Annotated in this window: 16 protein-coding genes; 13 read left to right on the top strand and 3 right to left on the bottom strand. The window is 60.6% G+C overall.

Annotation, left to right across the window (positions count from 1 at the left end):
* Nucleotides 1-17 precede the first annotated feature (17 nt).
* Together HX818_RS02725 and HX818_RS02720 are read right to left on the bottom strand one after the other, a co-directional pair.
* Nucleotides 18-1,118, bottom strand: coding sequence for a polyamine ABC transporter substrate-binding protein (locus tag HX818_RS02725; protein WP_177019441.1), 1,101 nt, complete (start codon nt 1,116-1,118; stop codon nt 18-20).
* A gap of 104 nt (nt 1,119-1,222) precedes the next feature.
* Nucleotides 1,223-1,717, bottom strand: coding sequence for a DUF1543 domain-containing protein (locus tag HX818_RS02720; RefSeq protein ID WP_003208031.1), 495 nt, complete (start codon nt 1,715-1,717; stop codon nt 1,223-1,225).
* A 108-nt stretch (nt 1,718-1,825) separates the two neighbouring features.
* On the opposite strand from HX818_RS02720, the gene HX818_RS02715 reads away from it, so the two are divergent.
* Complete coding sequence (locus HX818_RS02715; RefSeq protein WP_003208032.1) at nt 1,826-2,647, top strand: aldo/keto reductase; 822 nt, start codon at nt 1,826-1,828, stop codon at nt 2,645-2,647.
* A gap of 55 nt (nt 2,648-2,702) precedes the next feature.
* Here the strand turns inward: HX818_RS02715 and HX818_RS02710 are convergent, their stop codons facing one another.
* On the bottom strand, nt 2,703-3,218 hold the full coding sequence (locus tag HX818_RS02710) for an Hcp family type VI secretion system effector (RefSeq protein WP_003208034.1): 516 nt from the start codon (nt 3,216-3,218) through the stop codon (nt 2,703-2,705).
* Nucleotides 3,219-3,694: 476 nt separating this feature from the next.
* Between HX818_RS02710 and tssA the strand changes: the two genes are divergently transcribed.
* Genes tssA through tssK form a run of 12 tightly spaced genes read left to right on the top strand, consistent with a single transcriptional unit; the run spans nt 3,695 to nt 17,732 of the window.
* The gene (gene tssA / locus HX818_RS02705; RefSeq protein WP_177019440.1) at nt 3,695-5,248 is read left to right on the top strand and encodes a type VI secretion system protein TssA; all 1,554 of its coding nucleotides are present in this window, start codon (nt 3,695-3,697) and stop codon (nt 5,246-5,248) included.
* 32 nt (nt 5,249-5,280) lie between these two features.
* Nucleotides 5,281-5,778: a type VI secretion system contractile sheath small subunit gene (gene tssB / locus HX818_RS02700; RefSeq protein WP_003208038.1), complete on the top strand. Its 498-nt coding sequence runs from the start codon at nt 5,281-5,283 to the stop codon at nt 5,776-5,778.
* A 28-nt stretch (nt 5,779-5,806) separates the two neighbouring features.
* Nucleotides 5,807-7,282 carry a type VI secretion system contractile sheath large subunit gene (gene tssC, locus HX818_RS02695; protein ID WP_177019439.1) on the top strand — a complete coding sequence of 492 codons (1,476 nt, stop codon included), beginning with the start codon at nt 5,807-5,809 and terminating at the stop codon, nt 7,280-7,282.
* Nucleotides 7,279-7,704 (top strand): type VI secretion system baseplate subunit TssE, encoded by a 426-nt coding sequence (gene tssE / locus HX818_RS02690; protein ID WP_087694182.1) that lies wholly within the window; start codon nt 7,279-7,281, stop codon nt 7,702-7,704. Before tssC ends, tssE begins: the two co-directional genes overlap by 4 nt.
* Complete coding sequence (gene tssF, locus HX818_RS02685; RefSeq protein WP_177019438.1) at nt 7,694-9,469, top strand: type VI secretion system baseplate subunit TssF; 1,776 nt, start codon at nt 7,694-7,696, stop codon at nt 9,467-9,469. Before tssE ends, tssF begins: the two co-directional genes overlap by 11 nt.
* Entirely contained in the window at nt 9,433-10,440 is a 1,008-nt protein-coding gene (gene tssG, locus HX818_RS02680; protein ID WP_177019437.1) for a type VI secretion system baseplate subunit TssG, read from the top strand. The genes tssF and tssG overlap by 37 nt, the downstream gene beginning before the upstream one ends.
* Before the next feature lie 12 nt (nt 10,441-10,452).
* On the top strand, nt 10,453-13,017 hold the full coding sequence (gene tssH / locus HX818_RS02675; protein WP_177019436.1) for a type VI secretion system ATPase TssH: 2,565 nt from the start codon (nt 10,453-10,455) through the stop codon (nt 13,015-13,017).
* The gene (locus HX818_RS02670) at nt 13,017-14,549 is read left to right on the top strand and encodes a sigma-54-dependent Fis family transcriptional regulator (protein WP_087694178.1); all 1,533 of its coding nucleotides are present in this window, start codon (nt 13,017-13,019) and stop codon (nt 14,547-14,549) included. Before tssH ends, HX818_RS02670 begins: the two co-directional genes overlap by 1 nt.
* Before the next feature lie 33 nt (nt 14,550-14,582).
* Nucleotides 14,583-14,714 carry a hypothetical protein gene (locus HX818_RS02665; RefSeq protein WP_003208049.1) on the top strand — a complete coding sequence of 44 codons (132 nt, stop codon included), beginning with the start codon at nt 14,583-14,585 and terminating at the stop codon, nt 14,712-14,714.
* 18 nt (nt 14,715-14,732) lie between these two features.
* On the top strand, nt 14,733-15,914 hold the full coding sequence (gene tagH, locus HX818_RS02660) for a type VI secretion system-associated FHA domain protein TagH (RefSeq protein WP_177019435.1): 1,182 nt from the start codon (nt 14,733-14,735) through the stop codon (nt 15,912-15,914).
* A gap of 5 nt (nt 15,915-15,919) precedes the next feature.
* Nucleotides 15,920-16,402, top strand: a complete 483-nt coding sequence (gene tssJ / locus HX818_RS02655) for a type VI secretion system lipoprotein TssJ (RefSeq protein ID WP_023658927.1) — start codon at nt 15,920-15,922, stop codon at nt 16,400-16,402.
* A gap of 1 nt (nt 16,403) precedes the next feature.
* Nucleotides 16,404-17,732, top strand: coding sequence for a type VI secretion system baseplate subunit TssK (gene tssK / locus HX818_RS02650; RefSeq protein WP_177019434.1), 1,329 nt, complete (start codon nt 16,404-16,406; stop codon nt 17,730-17,732).
* Nucleotide 17,733 lies beyond the last annotated feature (1 nt).

Below are 17,733 nucleotides of genomic sequence, written 5' to 3'. Positions count from 1 at the left end.
CCTTCAATGGCTGGGTTTCACTTGCCGGTCTTCACGGCATTCCAGGTACGGGTGATCAGGCGCACGGCGGCTTGGGACTGGCTTTTCTGGGTGAACAAGCGTTGCATCGTCGCCGAGTCCGGGTAGATGGCCGGGTTGTCGCGTATATCGGCATTTACGAAGGGCTTGGAGGCCAGGTTGCTGTTGGCGTAGTGAATGGTGTTGCTGACGCCGGCGATAACCTCGGGTTGCAGGAGGAACTCGATGAACTTGTGGGCATTCGCCACATGGGGTGCGTCGGCCGGGATGTAGAAGTTATCGAACCAGATCAGCGAGCCTTCCCTGGGGATGAAGTAACCCAGGTTGACCTTGGCCCCGGCTTCCGCCGCCCGGGCCTGGGACGTGGCGTAGTCGCCGGACCAGGTGGTGGCCATGCACAGCTCGCCATTGGCCAGGCCGTTGATAAAGCCGCTGGAGTCGAATTTGCGGATGTACGGGCGCACGGCCATCAGCACGTCCTGAGCGGCCTTGAGGTCTTTGGGCGCCACGCTGTTGGGGTCCAGGCCGAGGTAGGTCAGGGCCAGCGGGATCATGTCGGTGGGGGAGTCCATGAAGGTGATGCCACAGTCGGCGAAGCGCGAAACGATCTTGGGATCGAAGATCATCGCCAGGGAGCCGATGGGCGCATCCGGCATGCGTTCCTTGATCTTGTCGATGTTGTAGGTCACGCCATTGCTGCCCCAGGTGTAAGGCGCGGAATAGGTCACGCCCGGATCATGGGTTTCCAGGCTTTTCAGCACTTGCGGGTCGAGGTTGTTCCAGTCCGGCAGCAGCGCTTTGTTGAGGGGCTGGAAGGCCTTGGCCTTGATCAGCAGCGGCACCAGGGACGCGTTGAGCACCACCAGGTCATAACCCGAGCGCCCGGACAGCAGCTTGCCCTGCACGGTTTCGTAGGAGTCGTAGGTGTCGTAGATCACCTTGATGCCGGTGGCTTTCTCGAAGTCGGCGAGGGTGTGTTCCCCGATGTAATCGGCCCAGTTGTAAATGCGCAAGGTGTTGCCCGGGTCGTCAGCGGCCTGGCTGACGGACGTTGATGCAAGCAAGACAGCGCTGAACAGGGCGATAACGGCTTTATGCATGGCGAACCCACCTTGATGTTGTGCTTGTTGTCAGGCCGAGGGGCTGATTGCACTTTCAGGCAGGTGGCGGGTGGGGCGCCATACCCCGTTCGGGTAGGAGGCGGTCAGGGCAGTACGATGTAGTCGTTTCGCGTGATGACCGGGCGGTGTACGCCGGGTTCCAGGTGGATGTAGCGCCCGTCTACCAGGTCGATGGGCAGGCAGTCGTCGATATCCAGTACGCCGTCGGTGTGGGATTGCGTCCAGTGCGTGAGCATCTGCTGTTTGCCTTGGGCTGCCGCCTCCCTGGCCGTGCGCGCAACCACCAGCAGGTAGTGGTGTGCCTCGCCAAAGACGTTCGATTCATACCCGCCCAGGTTGATGAAGTACAGGCGCGGCGCCCCGGCGTTCGGCGCCAGGTGGCTGAGCTGGACTTTCCAGCCGTCAACGCCATCCACCGTCATCCAGGAGTCGATATGCACACCTTTCTGGCTGCCAAACCAGCCCTCGCGCAGTTGCGGGTAGGCGGCTTCCAGGGTGTCGGCGACGGCGAACACCACATCATGCACTTCGATTTTCGCCCGGGGGTGCTTACCCCCCAACATGACCACAAACAGCATTGCATGCCCTTTCTATGGCTGGGATGGAAAGGGCCACCTTCCTTCGATTGAACCCTTTTGTCCAGTCGGTGCCACACTGTTAATTCGCAAATTCATCAGGAGGTTGTCATGCGCACCATTGATCTGGCCGGCGTACCCGTCCCTGTCATCGGCCAGGGGACCTGGCGCATGGGCGAGGATCCCGGCAAGCGCAGCGCCGAAGTGGCCGCGTTGCAACTGGGTATCGATGAGGGCATGACCCTGATCGATACCGCTGAAATGTATGGCGAAGGCGGTGCCGAAGAAGTCGTCGGCGAGGCGATTCGCGGCAAGCGCGACCAGGTGTTCCTGGTCAGCAAGGTGTACCCGCACAATGCCAGCCACAAGGGCATTCCACGTGCATGTGAGGCCAGCCTCCAGCGCCTGGGCACCGACTACATTGATCTGTATCTGTTGCATTGGCGTGGGCAATACCCCCTTGAAGAAACGGTAGAAGCCTTCGAGCGCTTGCGTGAGGCAGGCAAGATCGGTCGTTGGGGTGTGTCCAACTTTGATGTGGCAGACCTGCAGGAGCTGGCTTCCCCGGCCTGTGCCACCAATCAGGTGCTCTACAACATCGAGGAGCGCGGCATCGAGTTCGACCTGCTGCCATGGTGGCAGCAACACAATTTACCCTTGATGGCCTACTGTCCCATCGCCCAGGGTGGCGAGCTGTTGGCCAGCCCGACCCTCAAGCAAATTGCCCGTCGCCACGAGGTCACACCCGCCCAGGTTTCCCTGGCCTGGGTCTTGCGCCAGGACGGTGTGATCGCGATTCCCAAGGCTGTTACGCCAGAGCATGTCCGGCTCAATGCCGCAGCGGCGAAGCTGGTGCTTGATGAGCACGACCTGGACGCGATTGACCGGGTTTTTGGGGCGCCGAAGCGCAAGCATCCGCTGGCGATGGTCTAGTGGCCGACAGAAACGGTGCCGTCCATGGCGATGCCGTTTCTGTTTCGGTGGCTGCTTAGCCGGCTACCGGGCTGCGCCAGTCATCAGAGCCAGAGGTACCGGAGACCTCATGGGTCCAGACGATTTTCCGGTAAGTGAAATACACATCCTCCAGGTGCGTGAAGTGTGCGTTGTTCGGGTCCTGGCAGTTGGGCATCCGTGACTGGATGTCCACCAGGATCGCGTCTTCCAACTCGATGGTGAAGTAGTGTTCCTGGGTTCCGGCTGAAGAGGTTCGGTACCACTCAAGGCGGCACTTGACCATTTCCCCGGAGGTCAATGCGCTGAACAGCAATGGCGACGATTTATCGAATACCTTGCTGATCATCAGGGGCTTGTGCACACGCTGGCCGGTGGGCTGGCCGGATTGCGGGTCACGGGGAATGATCACCTGATGCTGGAATGCTTCCACCAGGATCTGGTCTTCATGGCCTTCCTGGTAAATGTTGCCGACCGAGTCCTGGGTGAACGTGCCTGCCGTGATCAAGCCTTGCTTGGTGCCGGTGATGGATAGATACGCGGGTGTTGGCATGACGGTTTTCCTTGCCTGATAAATGAGGTCGTCCCGGCCGACGGACTTGCCGGCCGGGTAATGCTCGATATCAAGAAGCGTGCCGGAAAGTTCGAGCGTCAATGAAAGCAGGGGGGTAAGGTTTTATTGGTTTTCATTTTGAGCGGCATTAAAGGTTTTAATTCGATTTAGTTGTATTTGTTTGCGCAGGGGTGTGCAGTTAGTTGCTCATGTTGATGGGCGTTGTTATTCGCAGAGTTCACCTCATTCATGATGAAGCCTATCGCTTTGGCTGCGCAAATTCTTGCGCGTCGGTGATTTTTCTATTCTTGTAGGAAACTCCTTAACTGCTATTTGGTGGCTTGAACAATGCTTTTTGCATGGATAAGGTTCGTGCTCTTCTCGTAGGGAAGGCAAACTTTAATCAATGTCCTGATGTGCGCTTGAATGGCCATTAGTTCACTGAACATGCTCAGGAAAGTAAAGTGCGGCCCATAATGGTTTACTCAGACAGGCTTTCCGATTATTACCTCGAACTTGCGCAGGCACCCAACTCGAAAACGAGTTATGCGGGGGCCGATATGCGTTTTTCGACCGAGTATGAGGCGCTTGAAACTGAACTGGGCAAGGCGCACTCCATTCACGGAAACAGTCAGCCTGACTGGCAATGGGTCGTGGAAAAAAGCGAGGCGCTGTTACGCCACCAGTCCAAGGACTTGCGGGTCGCTGTCTGGTTGACCTGGGCCTTGCATCAGCGCGAGTCCTTCCCCGGGCTACTCGCAGGCCTCGGATTGCTGCGCTACCTCTGTGAGCATCATTGGGCGGTCGTTTATCCGGGCAAGCTGCGTACCCGCAGTGCCGCCTTTGGCTGGCTGGTCCCGCGCCTCGAGCAGGTGCTTGCACAACCTGTTTCGCTCAAGGATCAGCGGCCCTTGTTCCACTGCATGCTCGAACACCTGGCGCGGCTGGACGAGTTGTGGACCGAACACCTTCTCGAAGATGCGCCACTGTTACTGCCGGTTCGCAGGCAGCTGTCGGACCGATTGCAACAGTCCACCGAAAGCGAACCTCCAGCAGGCGGTAGCACAGGGGTGATCGCCCATATCAAGCAGGTCGCGACTCAGTTGATGGCGCCCGAGCCCATTGTGGAAAACGAAAAGGACGCCCACAAGTTGCTGCGCACGCTGCAGGAACATGCCCGGCCCTTGTCGGCCTGGTGGCAGCGCCAGAATGCCACTGACCTGCGCGCACTGCGTCTGAACCGAACGTTGACCTGGCTGACGATCACCAGTCTTCCGGACTGTGACAGCGAACAGGTAACGCCTTTGCGCGGGCCGGCGCCCGACAAGCTCAAGCGGTACCAGGAGCGCTTTGCCCAAGGGCAGCATACCGACCTGCTGCTGGAGCTTGAGGGCAGCCTGGCCGGAGCACCTTTCTGGTTCGACGGCTTGTACCGGGTGTGGGAGTGCCTGCAGGCACTCCAGGCCGACCTGGCCATGACCGAGCTGGAAGTGCACTTCGCGCTGTTGCTCCAGCGTTTGCCGGGGCTTGCACAGCTGCGCTTCCACGACGGAACACCCTTCGCCGACGACGTCACCCGTGGCTGGATCAACACCCAGGTTGCCCGCCATTTGCAAGCCCCGGTTCCACTCAGGTCGGCACCTGATGCCCCGGCTGCGCCTTGGGACAAAGCGTTGCACGACGTCATGCCCGTGCTGCGCAAGGACGGGTTCAAGGTGGCTGTGCGGTCCCTCAAGCAGGGCATGCAAACCGCAACAGGTGATCGTGCCCGGTTTCATTGGCGGCTTGGCCTGGCCAGGTTGTGTTTGCTGGCAGGCAAGCATGACCTGGCCAAAGTCCAGCTCGATCACCTGGACCACGAGCTGCAGCACTCAGGCCTGCAGCGCTGGGAGCCCGAGTTGGCGGTTGAAGTGCTGCAGCTCTTGCATGGCTGCTGTGACGTATTGCCCCAGAGCCATTCCGTGCGTGAGCGCAAGGAAGATGTCCATCGCAGGCTGTGCCACTTCGATCTCGAAGCGGTACTTGAATAGGCTTTCGAGCCCCCCGAAAAAGGAGAAACACCATGGCGAAAGAAGGTTCGGTAGCCCCCAGGGAACGCATCAATATCACGTTCAAACCCGCCGTTGGCACTGCGCAGGAAGAGGTCGAGCTGCCGTTGAAATTGCTGGTGCTTGGTGACTTCACCCAGCGTGAAGACCTGCGCAAGCTCGAAGACCGCAAGCCCGTCGGCATCGACAAGAACAGCCTCGACGAGGTGCTGGCCAAGCAGGCCTTGGGCCTGGCCTTGAGCGTCCCCAACCGGCTGCAGGATTCAGCCGAACCTGACGAGTTGGCGATCCGGGTCAGGATCAATTCGATGAAGGACTTCAATCCTGCACAGCTGGTTGAGCAGATACCCGAGCTGAAAAAGCTCATGGACCTGCGCGATGCACTTGTGGCGCTCAAGGGGCCGCTGGGCAACACGCCGAGCTTTCGAAAGGCCATTGAAAATGCCCTCGCCGATGACGATTCGCGCAAGCGGGTATTGGCTGAATTGGGGCTGGACAGCTCCGCCGTATAACTCTCTCAGTTAAAAGGACACTGACACCATGACTACCAGCCAAAGCCCGTCGCATGCGCCCATCACGGATGAGTACAGCATTCTCGACAACATCATTGCCCAGACCCGCCTCAGCGCCGACGACGAGGCCTACAGCATTGCAAAGCGCGGAGTCTCGGCATTTATCGAGGAGCTGATCAAGCCGCAAAACAAGGGCGAGCCGGTCAAGAAGCGCCTGGTTGACCGGATGATTGCCGAGATTGACGCAAGGCTCAGCCAGCAAATGGATGAAATCCTGCACCATCCCGACTTCCAGGCACTGGAGTCTTCCTGGCGTGGCCTGCAGTTGCTGGTTGATCGCACCAATTTTCGTGAAAACATCAAGATCGAACTGCTCAGCGTCTCCCGCCAGGATCTGCTGGATGACTTCGAGGACTCACCGGAGGTGACTCAGTCCGGACTCTACAAGCACATCTACAGTGCCGAATACGGTCAGTTCGGCGGCCAGCCCGTAGGGGCAATCATCGCCAATTATTTCCTTTCCCCCAGTGCTCCCGATGTCAGGCTGATGCAGTATGTTTCCAGCGTGGCCTGCATGGCCCATGCACCGTTCATTGCGGCGGCCGGCCCTGGCTTCTTCGGCCTGGAGAGCTTTACCGGCCTGCCTGACCTCAAGGACCTGAAGGACCATTTTGAAGGGCCGCAGTTTGCCAAATGGCAGAGTTTTCGCCAGAGCGAAGATGCCCGCTACATCGGCCTCACCGTACCGCGCTTTCTATTGCGTACGCCGTACGATCCCGTTGATTGTCCGGTCAAGACGTTCGCCTACCAGGAACATGTGGCCAGCAGCCACGAACACTATCTGTGGGGTAATACGGCCTATGCCTTTGCTACCCGCTTGACGGACAGTTTCGCCCGGTATCGCTGGTGCCCGAACATTATCGGCCCGCAGAGTGGTGGTGCAGTGGAGGACTTGCCGCTGCATCACTTTCACAGCATGGGCGAGATCGAAACCAAGATTCCTACCGAGGTGCTGGTATCCGACCGACGCGAATACGAGCTGGCGCAAGAGGGCTTCATTGCCCTGACCATGCGCAAGGGCAGTGACAATGCAGCGTTCTTTTCCGCCAGTTCGGTGCAAAAACCCAAGTCTTTTGGAATCAGTGCCGAAGGCAAGGCTGCCGAGCTGAATTACCGGCTCGGTACCCAATTGCCGTACATGATGATCGTCAATCGCCTGGCCCACTATCTCAAGGTCCTGCAGCGTGAACAGCTGGGGTCGTGGAAGGAGCGCACCGACCTTGAGCTGGAACTCAACAAATGGATTCGCCAATACGTCGCCGACCAGGACAACCCCAGCACCGAAGTGCGTGGACGGCGCCCGCTTCGGTCTGCGCGCATTGTTGTCAGTGATGTCGACGGGGAGCCCGGCTGGTATCGCGTCAACCTGAGCGTTCGCCCGCACTTCAAGTACATGGGGGCAGACTTCACTCTGTCGCTCGTCGGCAAGCTCGATAAAGAATGAGCCGCCGCCACGTGATTACCCAGAACCGCAGCCTTTTCGAGCGCCTGGAGTCCGGCGTGGGGCGCAGCCCGCAAGGTTGCGTCGTGGAATCCGTGGCGGGTCATCTGGCGAAAATGCTCAGCACCCGTGCGGGCAGTGTCCAGACGCTACCTGATTACGGGTTACCTGATCTGAATGACATGCGCCTCAGCCTGCATGACGCGTTGAGCCAGGCTCGGTTCCTGATTGAGCGCTTTATCCAGGCCTACGAACCCCGTCTGAAGGATGTCCGTGTCAAGGCATTGCCACAGGACCGTGACCCGATGGTGCTGGCTTTTTCCATCGAGGGGGCCATGGAAGTCAATGGCATGACGCAAGCGGTCGCCTTTTGCGCCAGCCTGGCTCACGGCGTACGGGTCGAGGTCAAACCGGATGTCGTTTAACCGCTACTACCGGGGCGAGCTGAGTGCACTGCGACAGTTGGGGCGACGGTTCTGCGAGCGCAACCCGGCACTCGCGCCGTTTCTTGGGGACGCTGGCCAGGACCCGGACGTAGAACGGTTGCTTGAGGGTTTTGCATTCCTCACCGGTCGCCTGCGGCAGAAGCTTGATGATCAATTGCCGGAGTTGAGTCACTCGTTGATGCATCTGCTGTGGCCCAACTATATGCGGCCGCTGCCGTCGTTCAGCATGCTGCAGTTTGATCCGCTCAAGCGCACAGGGCCGGCCATCAGGGTCGAGCGGGATACACCGGTGGAAAGCATTGCGATCGACGGTGAACGCTGCCGTTTTCGTACCTGTTACCCGACGCAGGTCTTGCCGCTGCAACTGGCCGCCATGGAGTACTCGGTACAGGGCGAGGGCGCTTTGCTCTGCCTGCGCCTGGAAATGACGGCCGAGGGCAACTTCAGTGAGCTGGAACTGAACTGCCTGCGTTTGCATCTCGCGGGGGAGCAGCCCGTCAGCCAGGCGCTTTACCTGGGGCTTTTGCGCCACCTGGACGGGTTCGAGTTGCTGCCTTTCGGGCGCGACGCGCTGCCGGTCATCGGCGCCGACGGCGAGCCTGTTTCGTTGCGTCTGTCCAGCAACGATATCAGTCCTGTGGGCTTTTCCGAGGATGAGGCACTGATCCCTTATCCGTTGAATACCTTTCGTGGCTATCGCCATTTGCAGGAGTACTTCGCCTTTCCCGACAAATACCTGTTTGTCGATGTGAGTGGCCTTGGCGCGCTGAGCAGGTTGCCTATTGACGTACTCAAGCAGGTACATGGCGTGACGTTACGCTTCGACATGCGTGGTCGCGGTATTGAGCGAATGGCGCCTACCCTGGACAACGTGAAGCTGTACTGCACGCCCATCGTCAATCTGTTCAAGCACGACGGCGTACCGATTCGCCTGGACGGCAAGCAGGACGAATACCTGTTGTTGCCTGGCGAATACGCCAGGGGCAACTGCGGTGTATTTTCCGTCGACAAGGTCACGGGATGGCGGCCGGGAGGCCTCGGGTACCAGGAATATGTTCCGTTCGAATCGTTTGAGCACGATTTTGGCAGCGCCGCGCCCAGCTATGGCGTTCGCCAGCGCCCATCCCTGCAACATGCCGGCCTGGATACCTGGCTGAGCTTCGACCGGTGTCCAGTGCATGAACAGGAAACCCTGTCGATTGAACTGACCTGCACCAACCACAACCTGCCATGCCTGCTGCAGGTGGGCGATATCAATCAGGCGTGCGAACAGACGCCCGAGTTTCTCTCGTTTCGCAACATCACCGCGGCAACCCCCAGCTTTGCGCCACCCCTGGACAGCGACTTCCTGTGGCGACTGATCAGCAATATGTCGCTCAACTATCTGTCATTGACCGATATCAACGCCTTGAGGGTGATCCTCGAAACCTACGACCTGCCGCGTTATCACGACCGCCAGGTGGAAAAGGTCAGCAGGCGAAGGCTGGGCGCCCTCCGTTCGATCAGTCACCAGCCCGTAGACCGGCTGCACCGAGGCCTGCCATTTCGCGGCTTGCGGGTTGACCTCACCATCGATCCTGAAGGCTACCTGGGGGAGGGCGACGTGTTCGTCTTTGCCTCGGTGCTCAACGAGTTCTTCGCGCTTTACGCCAGCCTCAACTCGTACCACGAACTGCGAGTCATCAGCACACAAGGAGACGTGTACCTATGGCCACCCCGGATGGGCCAGCAGCCCCTGCTTTAACCGCACTGTCCCGAGTGATTCGCGAGTACTCGGTGTTTCAGGCGGTCGCGCAGATTATCGAGCGCCTGCGCGAGGCGCATCCCTCGCTGGACGAGGATGCGCTCTACGATCAATTGGAGTTCCAGGCCAACCCAGGCTTTGGCTTTCCCGGCAACGACATTGATCGTGTGGAGTTTTTTGTCGAGCACGGCCATTTGCGGGCACGGCTTCGCCTCAATGTGCTGGGCCTGTTTGGTACAGGGTCACCGCTGCCGGCGTTCTATGGCGAGCAAGCCTTTGCCGAGGTAGCGGGCGGTAATCCGACGCGGGAATTTCTTGATCTTTTTCACCATCGACTGCACCGGCTGATAGTGCCGATCTGGCGAAAATATCGTTATCAGGCGAGTTTTCAAACGGGCGCCCGCGATCCCTTTTCCGAGCAGATGTTTGCATGGGTGGGCCTGGGTGGCAGCGCGATTCGCAGCGCGGCTCAACTGAACTGGAAACGCCTGTTGCCCTACCTGGGGCTGCTGAGCCTGCGCGTGCACTCCGCCGCGCTGATCGAGACCGTGCTGCGTTATTACTTCAAGCACAACCGGCTGGTCATCGAGCAGTGGGTCGAGCGCAGGGTAGTGATCGACCAGGAGCAGCGCAATGACCTTGGTCGCGCCTATAGCTCGTTGGGTTCGGACCTGGTTCTGGGGGAGTGCCTTATCGACCGCAGTGGCATGTTCAGGGTTCATGTATTGGCACTCGACTGGCAGCGTTTTCACGAGTTTTTGCCCACCGGGGCGGGTTACGAGCCGCTGTGTGCGCTGGTGCGTTTCGCCGCCCGGGACCCCTTGGAATACGACGTGCGACTGGTGTTGGCGGCGGGCGAGGTCCGGCCGTTGCACCTTGGCGAGCACAACGTCTGCCGCCTGGGCTGGACCAGTTGGCTGGGGCATGAGCGGGCAGACGGCGTGGTCATCCTGGCCAGTAAAAATCATTAGGGATTGATGGATATGATGAATGTGGATCTGCAACAACTTATCCAGGCATTGACGGCGTCCACACGGCGCGACCTGGAACGCAGCGCCGAGCGTTGTGTCACCCGGGGCGGCGGCGAGGTGCTGGTGGAAGACTTGCTGCTGACGCTCCTGGAGCATCCCGAGGGTGTTCTTATGCGAGCGCTGCAGGATGCGGGCGTGGATGCCGGGGAATTGCAGGCCGTGCTGCAACCTCGGGTCGACCAGAGCGCGTCCCGCAATCCGGTGTTTTCGCCCGCCCTGGTGCAATGGCTGCAGCAGGCGTTGCTGGTTGCCCATCTGGAGCTGGGCCGACGGGAAGTGGACCATGGCGCCTTGCTGCTTGCCTTGTTGCGCAACCCGATGCAGCACGCTGGCAGCCGTTACCAGGCGGTGATGAGCACGCTTGATGCACCGCGTGTGCTCGGATTTCTCTTGAGTGAAAACGCGCAGGCGGCTCCCGCTGAGGCGGGGAGTTCCTTGCTGGAGCGCTTTACCCATGACCTGACTCGCCAGGCCCGGGACGGGAAACTCGACCCCGTGCTCTGTCGCGATAACGAAGTCCGGCAATTGATCGATACGCTCGCGCGGCGGCGCAAGAACAACCCCATTCTGGTGGGCGAGGCGGGTGTCGGGAAAACCGCGATAGTCGAGGGCCTGGCCCTGCGGATCGTCAGCGCGCAAGTGCCAGAGGTGCTCAGGAAGGTGCGCCTGCTGACCCTGGACATGGGCCTGCTGCAAGCCGGTGCCAGTATCAAGGGTGAGTTCGAGCGCCGCCTCAAAGGCTTGATCGATGAGGTCAACGCCTCGCCGCAACCGGTCATCCTGTTCATCGATGAGGCCCATACCCTGGTCGGCGCAGGCGGCTCGGCCGGCAGCTCCGATGCCGCCAACCTGCTCAAGCCAGCGCTGGCACGAGGTGAGTTGCGTACCATCGCCGCGACGACCTGGTCGGAGTACAAGAAGTACTTCGAGAAAGACCCGGCGTTGGCGCGGCGTTTTCAGCCGGTGCAGGTGCACGAGCCGACGGTTGACGATGCCGTGACGATTTTGCGTGGGTTGGTCCCGGTGTATGAGGCCAGCCACGGAGTCTACGTGCGCGATGACGCCGTGGTCGCGGCCGCGCAGTTGAGTGCCCGCTACCTGGCCGGCCGCCAGTTGCCGGACAAGGCTGTGGACGTGCTGGACACCGCTTGTGCCCGGGTGCGGATCAGCCTGGTCACGGCGCCGGACGAACTGCAGCAGTTGCGCGCCGAACTGGCCGAGGGCACGCGCCAGCAACGTGCCGTGCGCAGGGATGCCGACGCGGGGTTGGCCATCGATGAACAGGTGCTGCAGCACCTCACCCGGAGACTGGAAGAAGTAGAAGTCGCACAGTTACAGCTTGAACAACGCTGGACCCACCAGCGCGAACTGGCCGAGAAGGTGCTCTCGCTGCGCCAGCAACTGGCCGACGCCGGTAACCTTGGCGAAAGCACTGAGGCTCTCGCTCCGCTCCTGGCCCAGAACCATCAGGCGTTGCAGGCCATACAGCACGAACAGCGATTGCTCAGCTTCGAAGTATGCCCACGGTTGGTGGCACAGGTTATCAGCGCCTGGACGGGTATTCCCCTGGAGCAGCTTGCCCGCGAACACAGCGCGAAGGTCCTGAACTTTGCGGATGATCTGCGTGGTCGCATCCTCGGCCAGGAAGGTGCCGTGCAGGTCCTGGACCGTTGCCTGCGGGCTGTCGCGGCCGGCGTGAACAGGCCTGATGCCCCCGTGGGGGTATTTCTGTTGGTGGGCCCCAGTGGTGTCGGCAAAACTGAAACAGCCCACGCCCTGGCCGACCTGTTGTATGGCGGCGAGCGCTTTGTCACCACGATCAACATGTCTGAATACCAGGAGAAACACTCACTGTCCCGGCTGATCGGCGCACCACCGGGTTATGTCGGTTACGGGGAGGGCGGGGTGCTGACTGAGGCGGTGCGGCAAAAGCCCTATTCAGTGGTGCTGCTCGATGAGGTAGAGAAGGCGGATCCGGATGTCCTGAACCTGTTTTACCAAGTGTTCGACAAAGGGGTAGCCAATGATGGAGAAGGACGTGAAATCGACTTTCGCAATACCCTGATCCTGATGACTTCCAACCTGGGCAGCGATCTTGTCACCGGGCTGTGCGCCGACAGTCAACGACCGGCTGTCGAAGTACTGCACGCCGCGATCCGGCCGGTACTGACAGCTCATTTCAAGCCGGCGCTGCTGGCCCGTATGCGAGTCGTGCCGTATTACCCGGTGGCAGGCGCGGTGCTGCACCAACTGATTGAACACAAACTTCAGCGCCTGGGCCAGCGTCTGCTTCAGCGCAAGCTCGCATTCAGTCACGCAGGGGATCTTGTCGCACACATGGCCGAGCACTGTAGCCACAGTGGGAGTGGCGCGCGGTTTGTCGACCAATGGATCGAGGAAAACCTGTTGCCGCAGGTGGTGGATCGCCTGCTGGATGCGATGGCCGTTGGCAAGTCCCTGCAGTTCGTCCATGCCAGGCTGGATGCCAATGGCACCGTAATCTGTGAGTTCAGCTGATGGCGGACAATCCGTTTACCCAGTTGCCAAGCCCGCTGGACTACGCCGCTGCCTTGTTGGGATGGTTTACCCGGTTGGGCATCAATAGTGACGAATCGACATTGGCCGATGACTTTGCGGCAGGCGCCGCGCAATTGAGCGGCTGCGAGCTTGGCCAGTTGTACTTGCTCGACCAGGCCACCGGCCGCCTCGAACTGGCTGCCCAGTATTTGCCGGGCCTGTCGCCGCCAGGGGCGGTTGTGAGCTCGGGCGCGGATTTTCGGAACGAGCAACTGTTGCAGTACGTGCTGCAACAGAACCGGGTGTTTAACCTCACCGAGGCAGGCAGCAGTGTGTATGACACGGGGTTTCTGCCAGCGGGCGCGGCGTCCTGGCAATCACTCCTGTGCGTGCCGTTACCGGGGCCGAGCAAGCAGGTATCCGGGATGGTGTTGTGTGCCAGCCTGCGAGCGACGGAGCTGGCTGGCTACGGTGCGTCCCTGGGCCAATTGGGCAGTTTTGTCTTGAGCCAGTTGGCCCTGTTGCGGCGAATGCGTCGGGCTCCCGGTGCGTTGAAGGTGGTTCGCAGCACCCGCAGCACCAGCGCCTACGGCTTGATCGGAAACAGCACGGCCATGGACGAGACGTGCCGCCTGATCGGCAAGGTGGTGCATAGCCCCTACACCGTGCTGCTCCGGGGCGAGACCGGCACCGGTAAAGAGGTGGTCGCCCGGGCCATTCATGCTGCCGGCCCGCGCAGCAGCAAGGCATTTGTGGTGCAAAACTGCGCAGCGTTTCCCGAAGGCTTGCTCGAAAGTGAGTTGTTCGGTTACCGCAAAGGCGCGTTCACCGGGGCCGAAAGAGACCATGCCGGCCTGTTTGACACCGCCCACGGCGGCACGCTGCTGCTCGACGAAATCGGTGATATGCCGCTGTCACTGCAGGCCAAGTTGTTGCGGGTCCTGCAGGAGGGCGAGATTCGGCCGTTGGGTGCCAACACGTCCCACAAGGTCGACGTGCGAATCGTCGCGGCGACCCACCGGGACCTCACCAGCATGGTGGCTGAAGGAAGCTTTCGCGAGGACCTTTATTACCGGCTGGCGCAGTTTCCTATCGAGTTGCCGGCGCTGCGCCAGCGGGACGGGGACGTGCTGCAACTGGCCCGGCATTTCGCCGACAAGGCCTGTGCACTGTTGGGGCGAGCCACGGTGGGCTGGTCGAGTGCGGCCCTGGATCAACTGTCCAGCCACCACTTTCCCGGCAATGTTCGTGAGCTCAAATGCATGGTGGAGCGGGCGGTGCTGCTGTGCGACGACGAGGTGATCCTGCCTGCGCATTTATCGCTGCCATCAACCCTGTCCGCGCCCGCTGTCGACGCAACGCTGCGCCAGCGCATGGAGCGAGTCGAGCGGGTAGTGCTGATCGACTGCCTGCGCAAGAACCGTGGCAATCGAACCCGCACCGCCCGTGAACTGGGCCTCGCCCGGCGCACGTTGTTGTACCGCCTTGCACGCCTGGACATTCCGTTTGGCGAAGTCCAGGGAGAGTGCTGAATGGCACACCCTTTCAATTCCGGGAGATACCTGATGCCTGTTAGTCAGTGGCAAGCCCTGGTGCTTGTGTTGTTTTTGCTGAGTGGCTGTAACACCAATCATGTCTTTGACGACGATGACTACCGTCCGCTGGGTGATCCACGGTCCACCGGTCGTGGCCTGTGAGCGCGGAGGAGTCCTGCCATGCAGCTAGTGTTTGAGGTGTGCCCTGCGGGGCCAGCAGAGTCCGCGCCGGCGCTGCGCAAAGTCTTTGACGGAGTGGGGGGCGTCATCGGTCGGGGGGGTGGTTGCGACTGGACCCTGCCTGACACCAGTCGCCAGGTTTCCGGTCGTCACGCGGTGATCAGTTATCGTGACGGCCGGTATTTCCTGACGGATATCAGCAGCAATGGAACCCGCCTGGCAGGCCGCAGTGAGCGTCTGCATGAGGGGCAGCAGCAACCGATAGATGACGGCGCGGTATTTCAGCTGGGGCCGCTGAGTATTCGCGCACGACTGGTCAGCCCACCGCTGGGACAGGGCCAGGACGGATTACACAGGCTGATTCCCGATGATGCATTCCTTGAGCTGGACCCACTGCGGGCAATGGCCAGCGAACTGCAGCGCGAGGACGGGTCGCAAGAGCTGGCGGCCCTGAACATGACCACCTACGAGACATTGCGCTGGACGGACCACGCGGCGGCGGACCGGGATCACCTGACGGTTCCCGAGCTTGTGAAGCCTGCGCGCCAGGTTGCCCCAAGTCCGCAATCGCCCGTTCCAGGTCACGGCTCAGGGCCATTCTGGTTGGGGTTTGCGCAGGCACTCGGTATTGATCTGGGCGACCTCGATGAGTCGGCAAGAGAAGTCCTGGCGATCAAGGCCGCGAGCTTGCTCCGGCAAATGACTGAAGGGTTGCAACAGAGCCTGGGCACCCGTAACGAGCTCAGGCAAGAGCTGAAACTGGCACTCACCCAGACGCCGCTCCAAAGCCCCAACCCACTTAGAGACAGCGCAGACGCCAGTGCGGCCTTGGGGTCGCTGCTGGGTGTCGGGCAGCTGGGGCAGGTTTCCGCCGAGATGCTTGTCATGCGGGCGTACCGCGACATGCAGGCTCACGAGGTGGCCTTGCTGGCGGCCTGCCGCGCGGCAGTACGCGGCGCTCTGGCAGCCTTTGCGCCCGGCCATTTGCTGCTGTGCTTCGAACGCCAGGCAAGGCCGCCGCTGATCCCCCGGTGTGGCGCCCGCTGGCGCGCGTATCAGCGCCATTACCAGGCACTGATCGAGGACGAGCACTTGAGCGAGCGCCTGCTGGGCAGCGACTTCGCCAAGGCGTACGAGGAACAGATTCGCCTGATCTCAACCCTTCACCGTTATCCAGGATGATCTTCATGTCCCGAGTCACCGTTGCATTGTTGTGCGCTGTAATGGGTTTGCTGGGTGGTTGCTCCCTGTCGCCCTTTTCGAAGTTGACCAAGCTGGACCTGACACTGACCGCCAGCGAACGGGTCAACCCTGATCTCCATGGTCGCCCGTCGCCGATCGTGGTGCACCTGATGGAGCTTCGACACCCCGTGGCTTTTGAAAATGCGGACTTTTTCAGCCTTTATGCTCATGCCGAGCACACGTTGCCCAAGGACCTGGTGAACCTCGAAGAGCTGGAGTTGCGCCCCGGCGATCACTCCACGCTCAAACTCAGCCTCGAGCCAGGCAGTCGTTATGTCGGCGTGCTGGCGGCGTACCGTGATTTGCCTCACTCGCAATGGCGCTATGTGCTGCCGGTGACCGCGCAGCGATTGACCGGCGCTGAACTGATCCTTGATCAGGCCGGCATTCGGTTGGTCAACCCGCAACCCGCGAAGGCGGGCGACTGACATGTACAGCCAAAAAGTCATCTGGCAGGAAGGCATGTTGTTGCGCCCTCAGCATTTTCAGCAAAACGATCGGTACCACGATCAGCAACTCACGCGCCGCACCCAGCTGTTGTGCCGTCACGCCTGGGGCTTCCTGGCCCTGGAAATCGATGTGCAATACCTCAATATGGGCAAGGTCGTTATCAGCCAGGCCAGCGGCATATTGCCGGATGGCAGCCTGTTCGAGCTGGGCGGCGCGATGGAGTCGCTGGTGCTGGAGGTTCCGGTCAATACCGGGAAGCAGTCGATCTACCTGGCCTTGCCGCTGGCCACAGGTAACTGTGTTGAAGCCCGTCGACCCGAGCAGATTGATGTGTTGGCGCGCTACAAGACTCTTGCGGTAGACGTCAGCGACTCCAACGCCGGGGAAGAAGCTCGTCGTCAGGTCAATTGCGGGCAGCTGGATTTTCGCCTGTTGCTGGGGGAGCAACACAGCGACCCGCATTACGTGAAGCTCAAGGTTGCCCAGGTGCTCAGTTGCACCGAGGAGGGCGTCAGCCTGGACCCCGATTTTATCCCGAGCTTCATTCACCTGCATGGCTCCGGCTACCTGCTGTCTTGCCTCAAGGAAGTGATCAGCCTGCTCGCTTACCGGGGGGATGCCATCGCCGAGCGGATTCGCGCCAACGGTACCGCCGCCGGCGCGGAGGTTGGCGACTTCCTGATGTTGCAATTGATCAATCGCACCGAACTGGTCTTGCGTCACTACCTGAGCCTGAGCCAGGTCAGCCCTGAAACGCTGTATCGAACATTGCTGTCGATCCTGGGTGAACTCGCGACGTTTGCCAGCGACAGCAAGCGTGCGCACTTCGAGGGGCATTACCGGCACAGCGACCAGGGCGCCAGCTTTCGTGGATTGATGGAGCCGATTCGCAGCCTGCTGTCGATGGTGCTTGAGCAGCATGCCATTGAGCTGGCGCTGCAGCCTCGCCAGTACGGGGTGCTGGTGTGCCCGGTGAGCGATCTCAACCTGCTGGGTTCGGCGACCTTCATTCTGGCCGCCAGCGCCCATTGTGACGCCGAGGAGCTTCGCCACCGGCTGCCGGCGCACCTCAAGGTCGGCCCTGTGGAGCGGATTCGCGAGTTGGTCAACCTGCAGTTGGCGGGCATCAAGGTCAAGCCGCTGCCGGTGGCTCCCCGGCAGATACCGTTTCATGCCGCCAACACCTATTTCATGCTTGAACTCGGTGCCCGGGACATTGAGCAGTTGAAGCAGTCGGGAGGATTTGCCTTCCACGTCAGCGGTGAATTTGCCGAACTGGAACTGAAATTCTGGGCCATCAGGAACTGAG

Source organism: Pseudomonas sp. F9001 (assembly GCF_013385435.1).
In the GTDB taxonomy this organism is placed as follows: Bacteria; Pseudomonadota; Gammaproteobacteria; order Pseudomonadales; family Pseudomonadaceae; genus Aquipseudomonas.
This window is presented reverse-complemented; position numbering and strand designations above follow the sequence as displayed.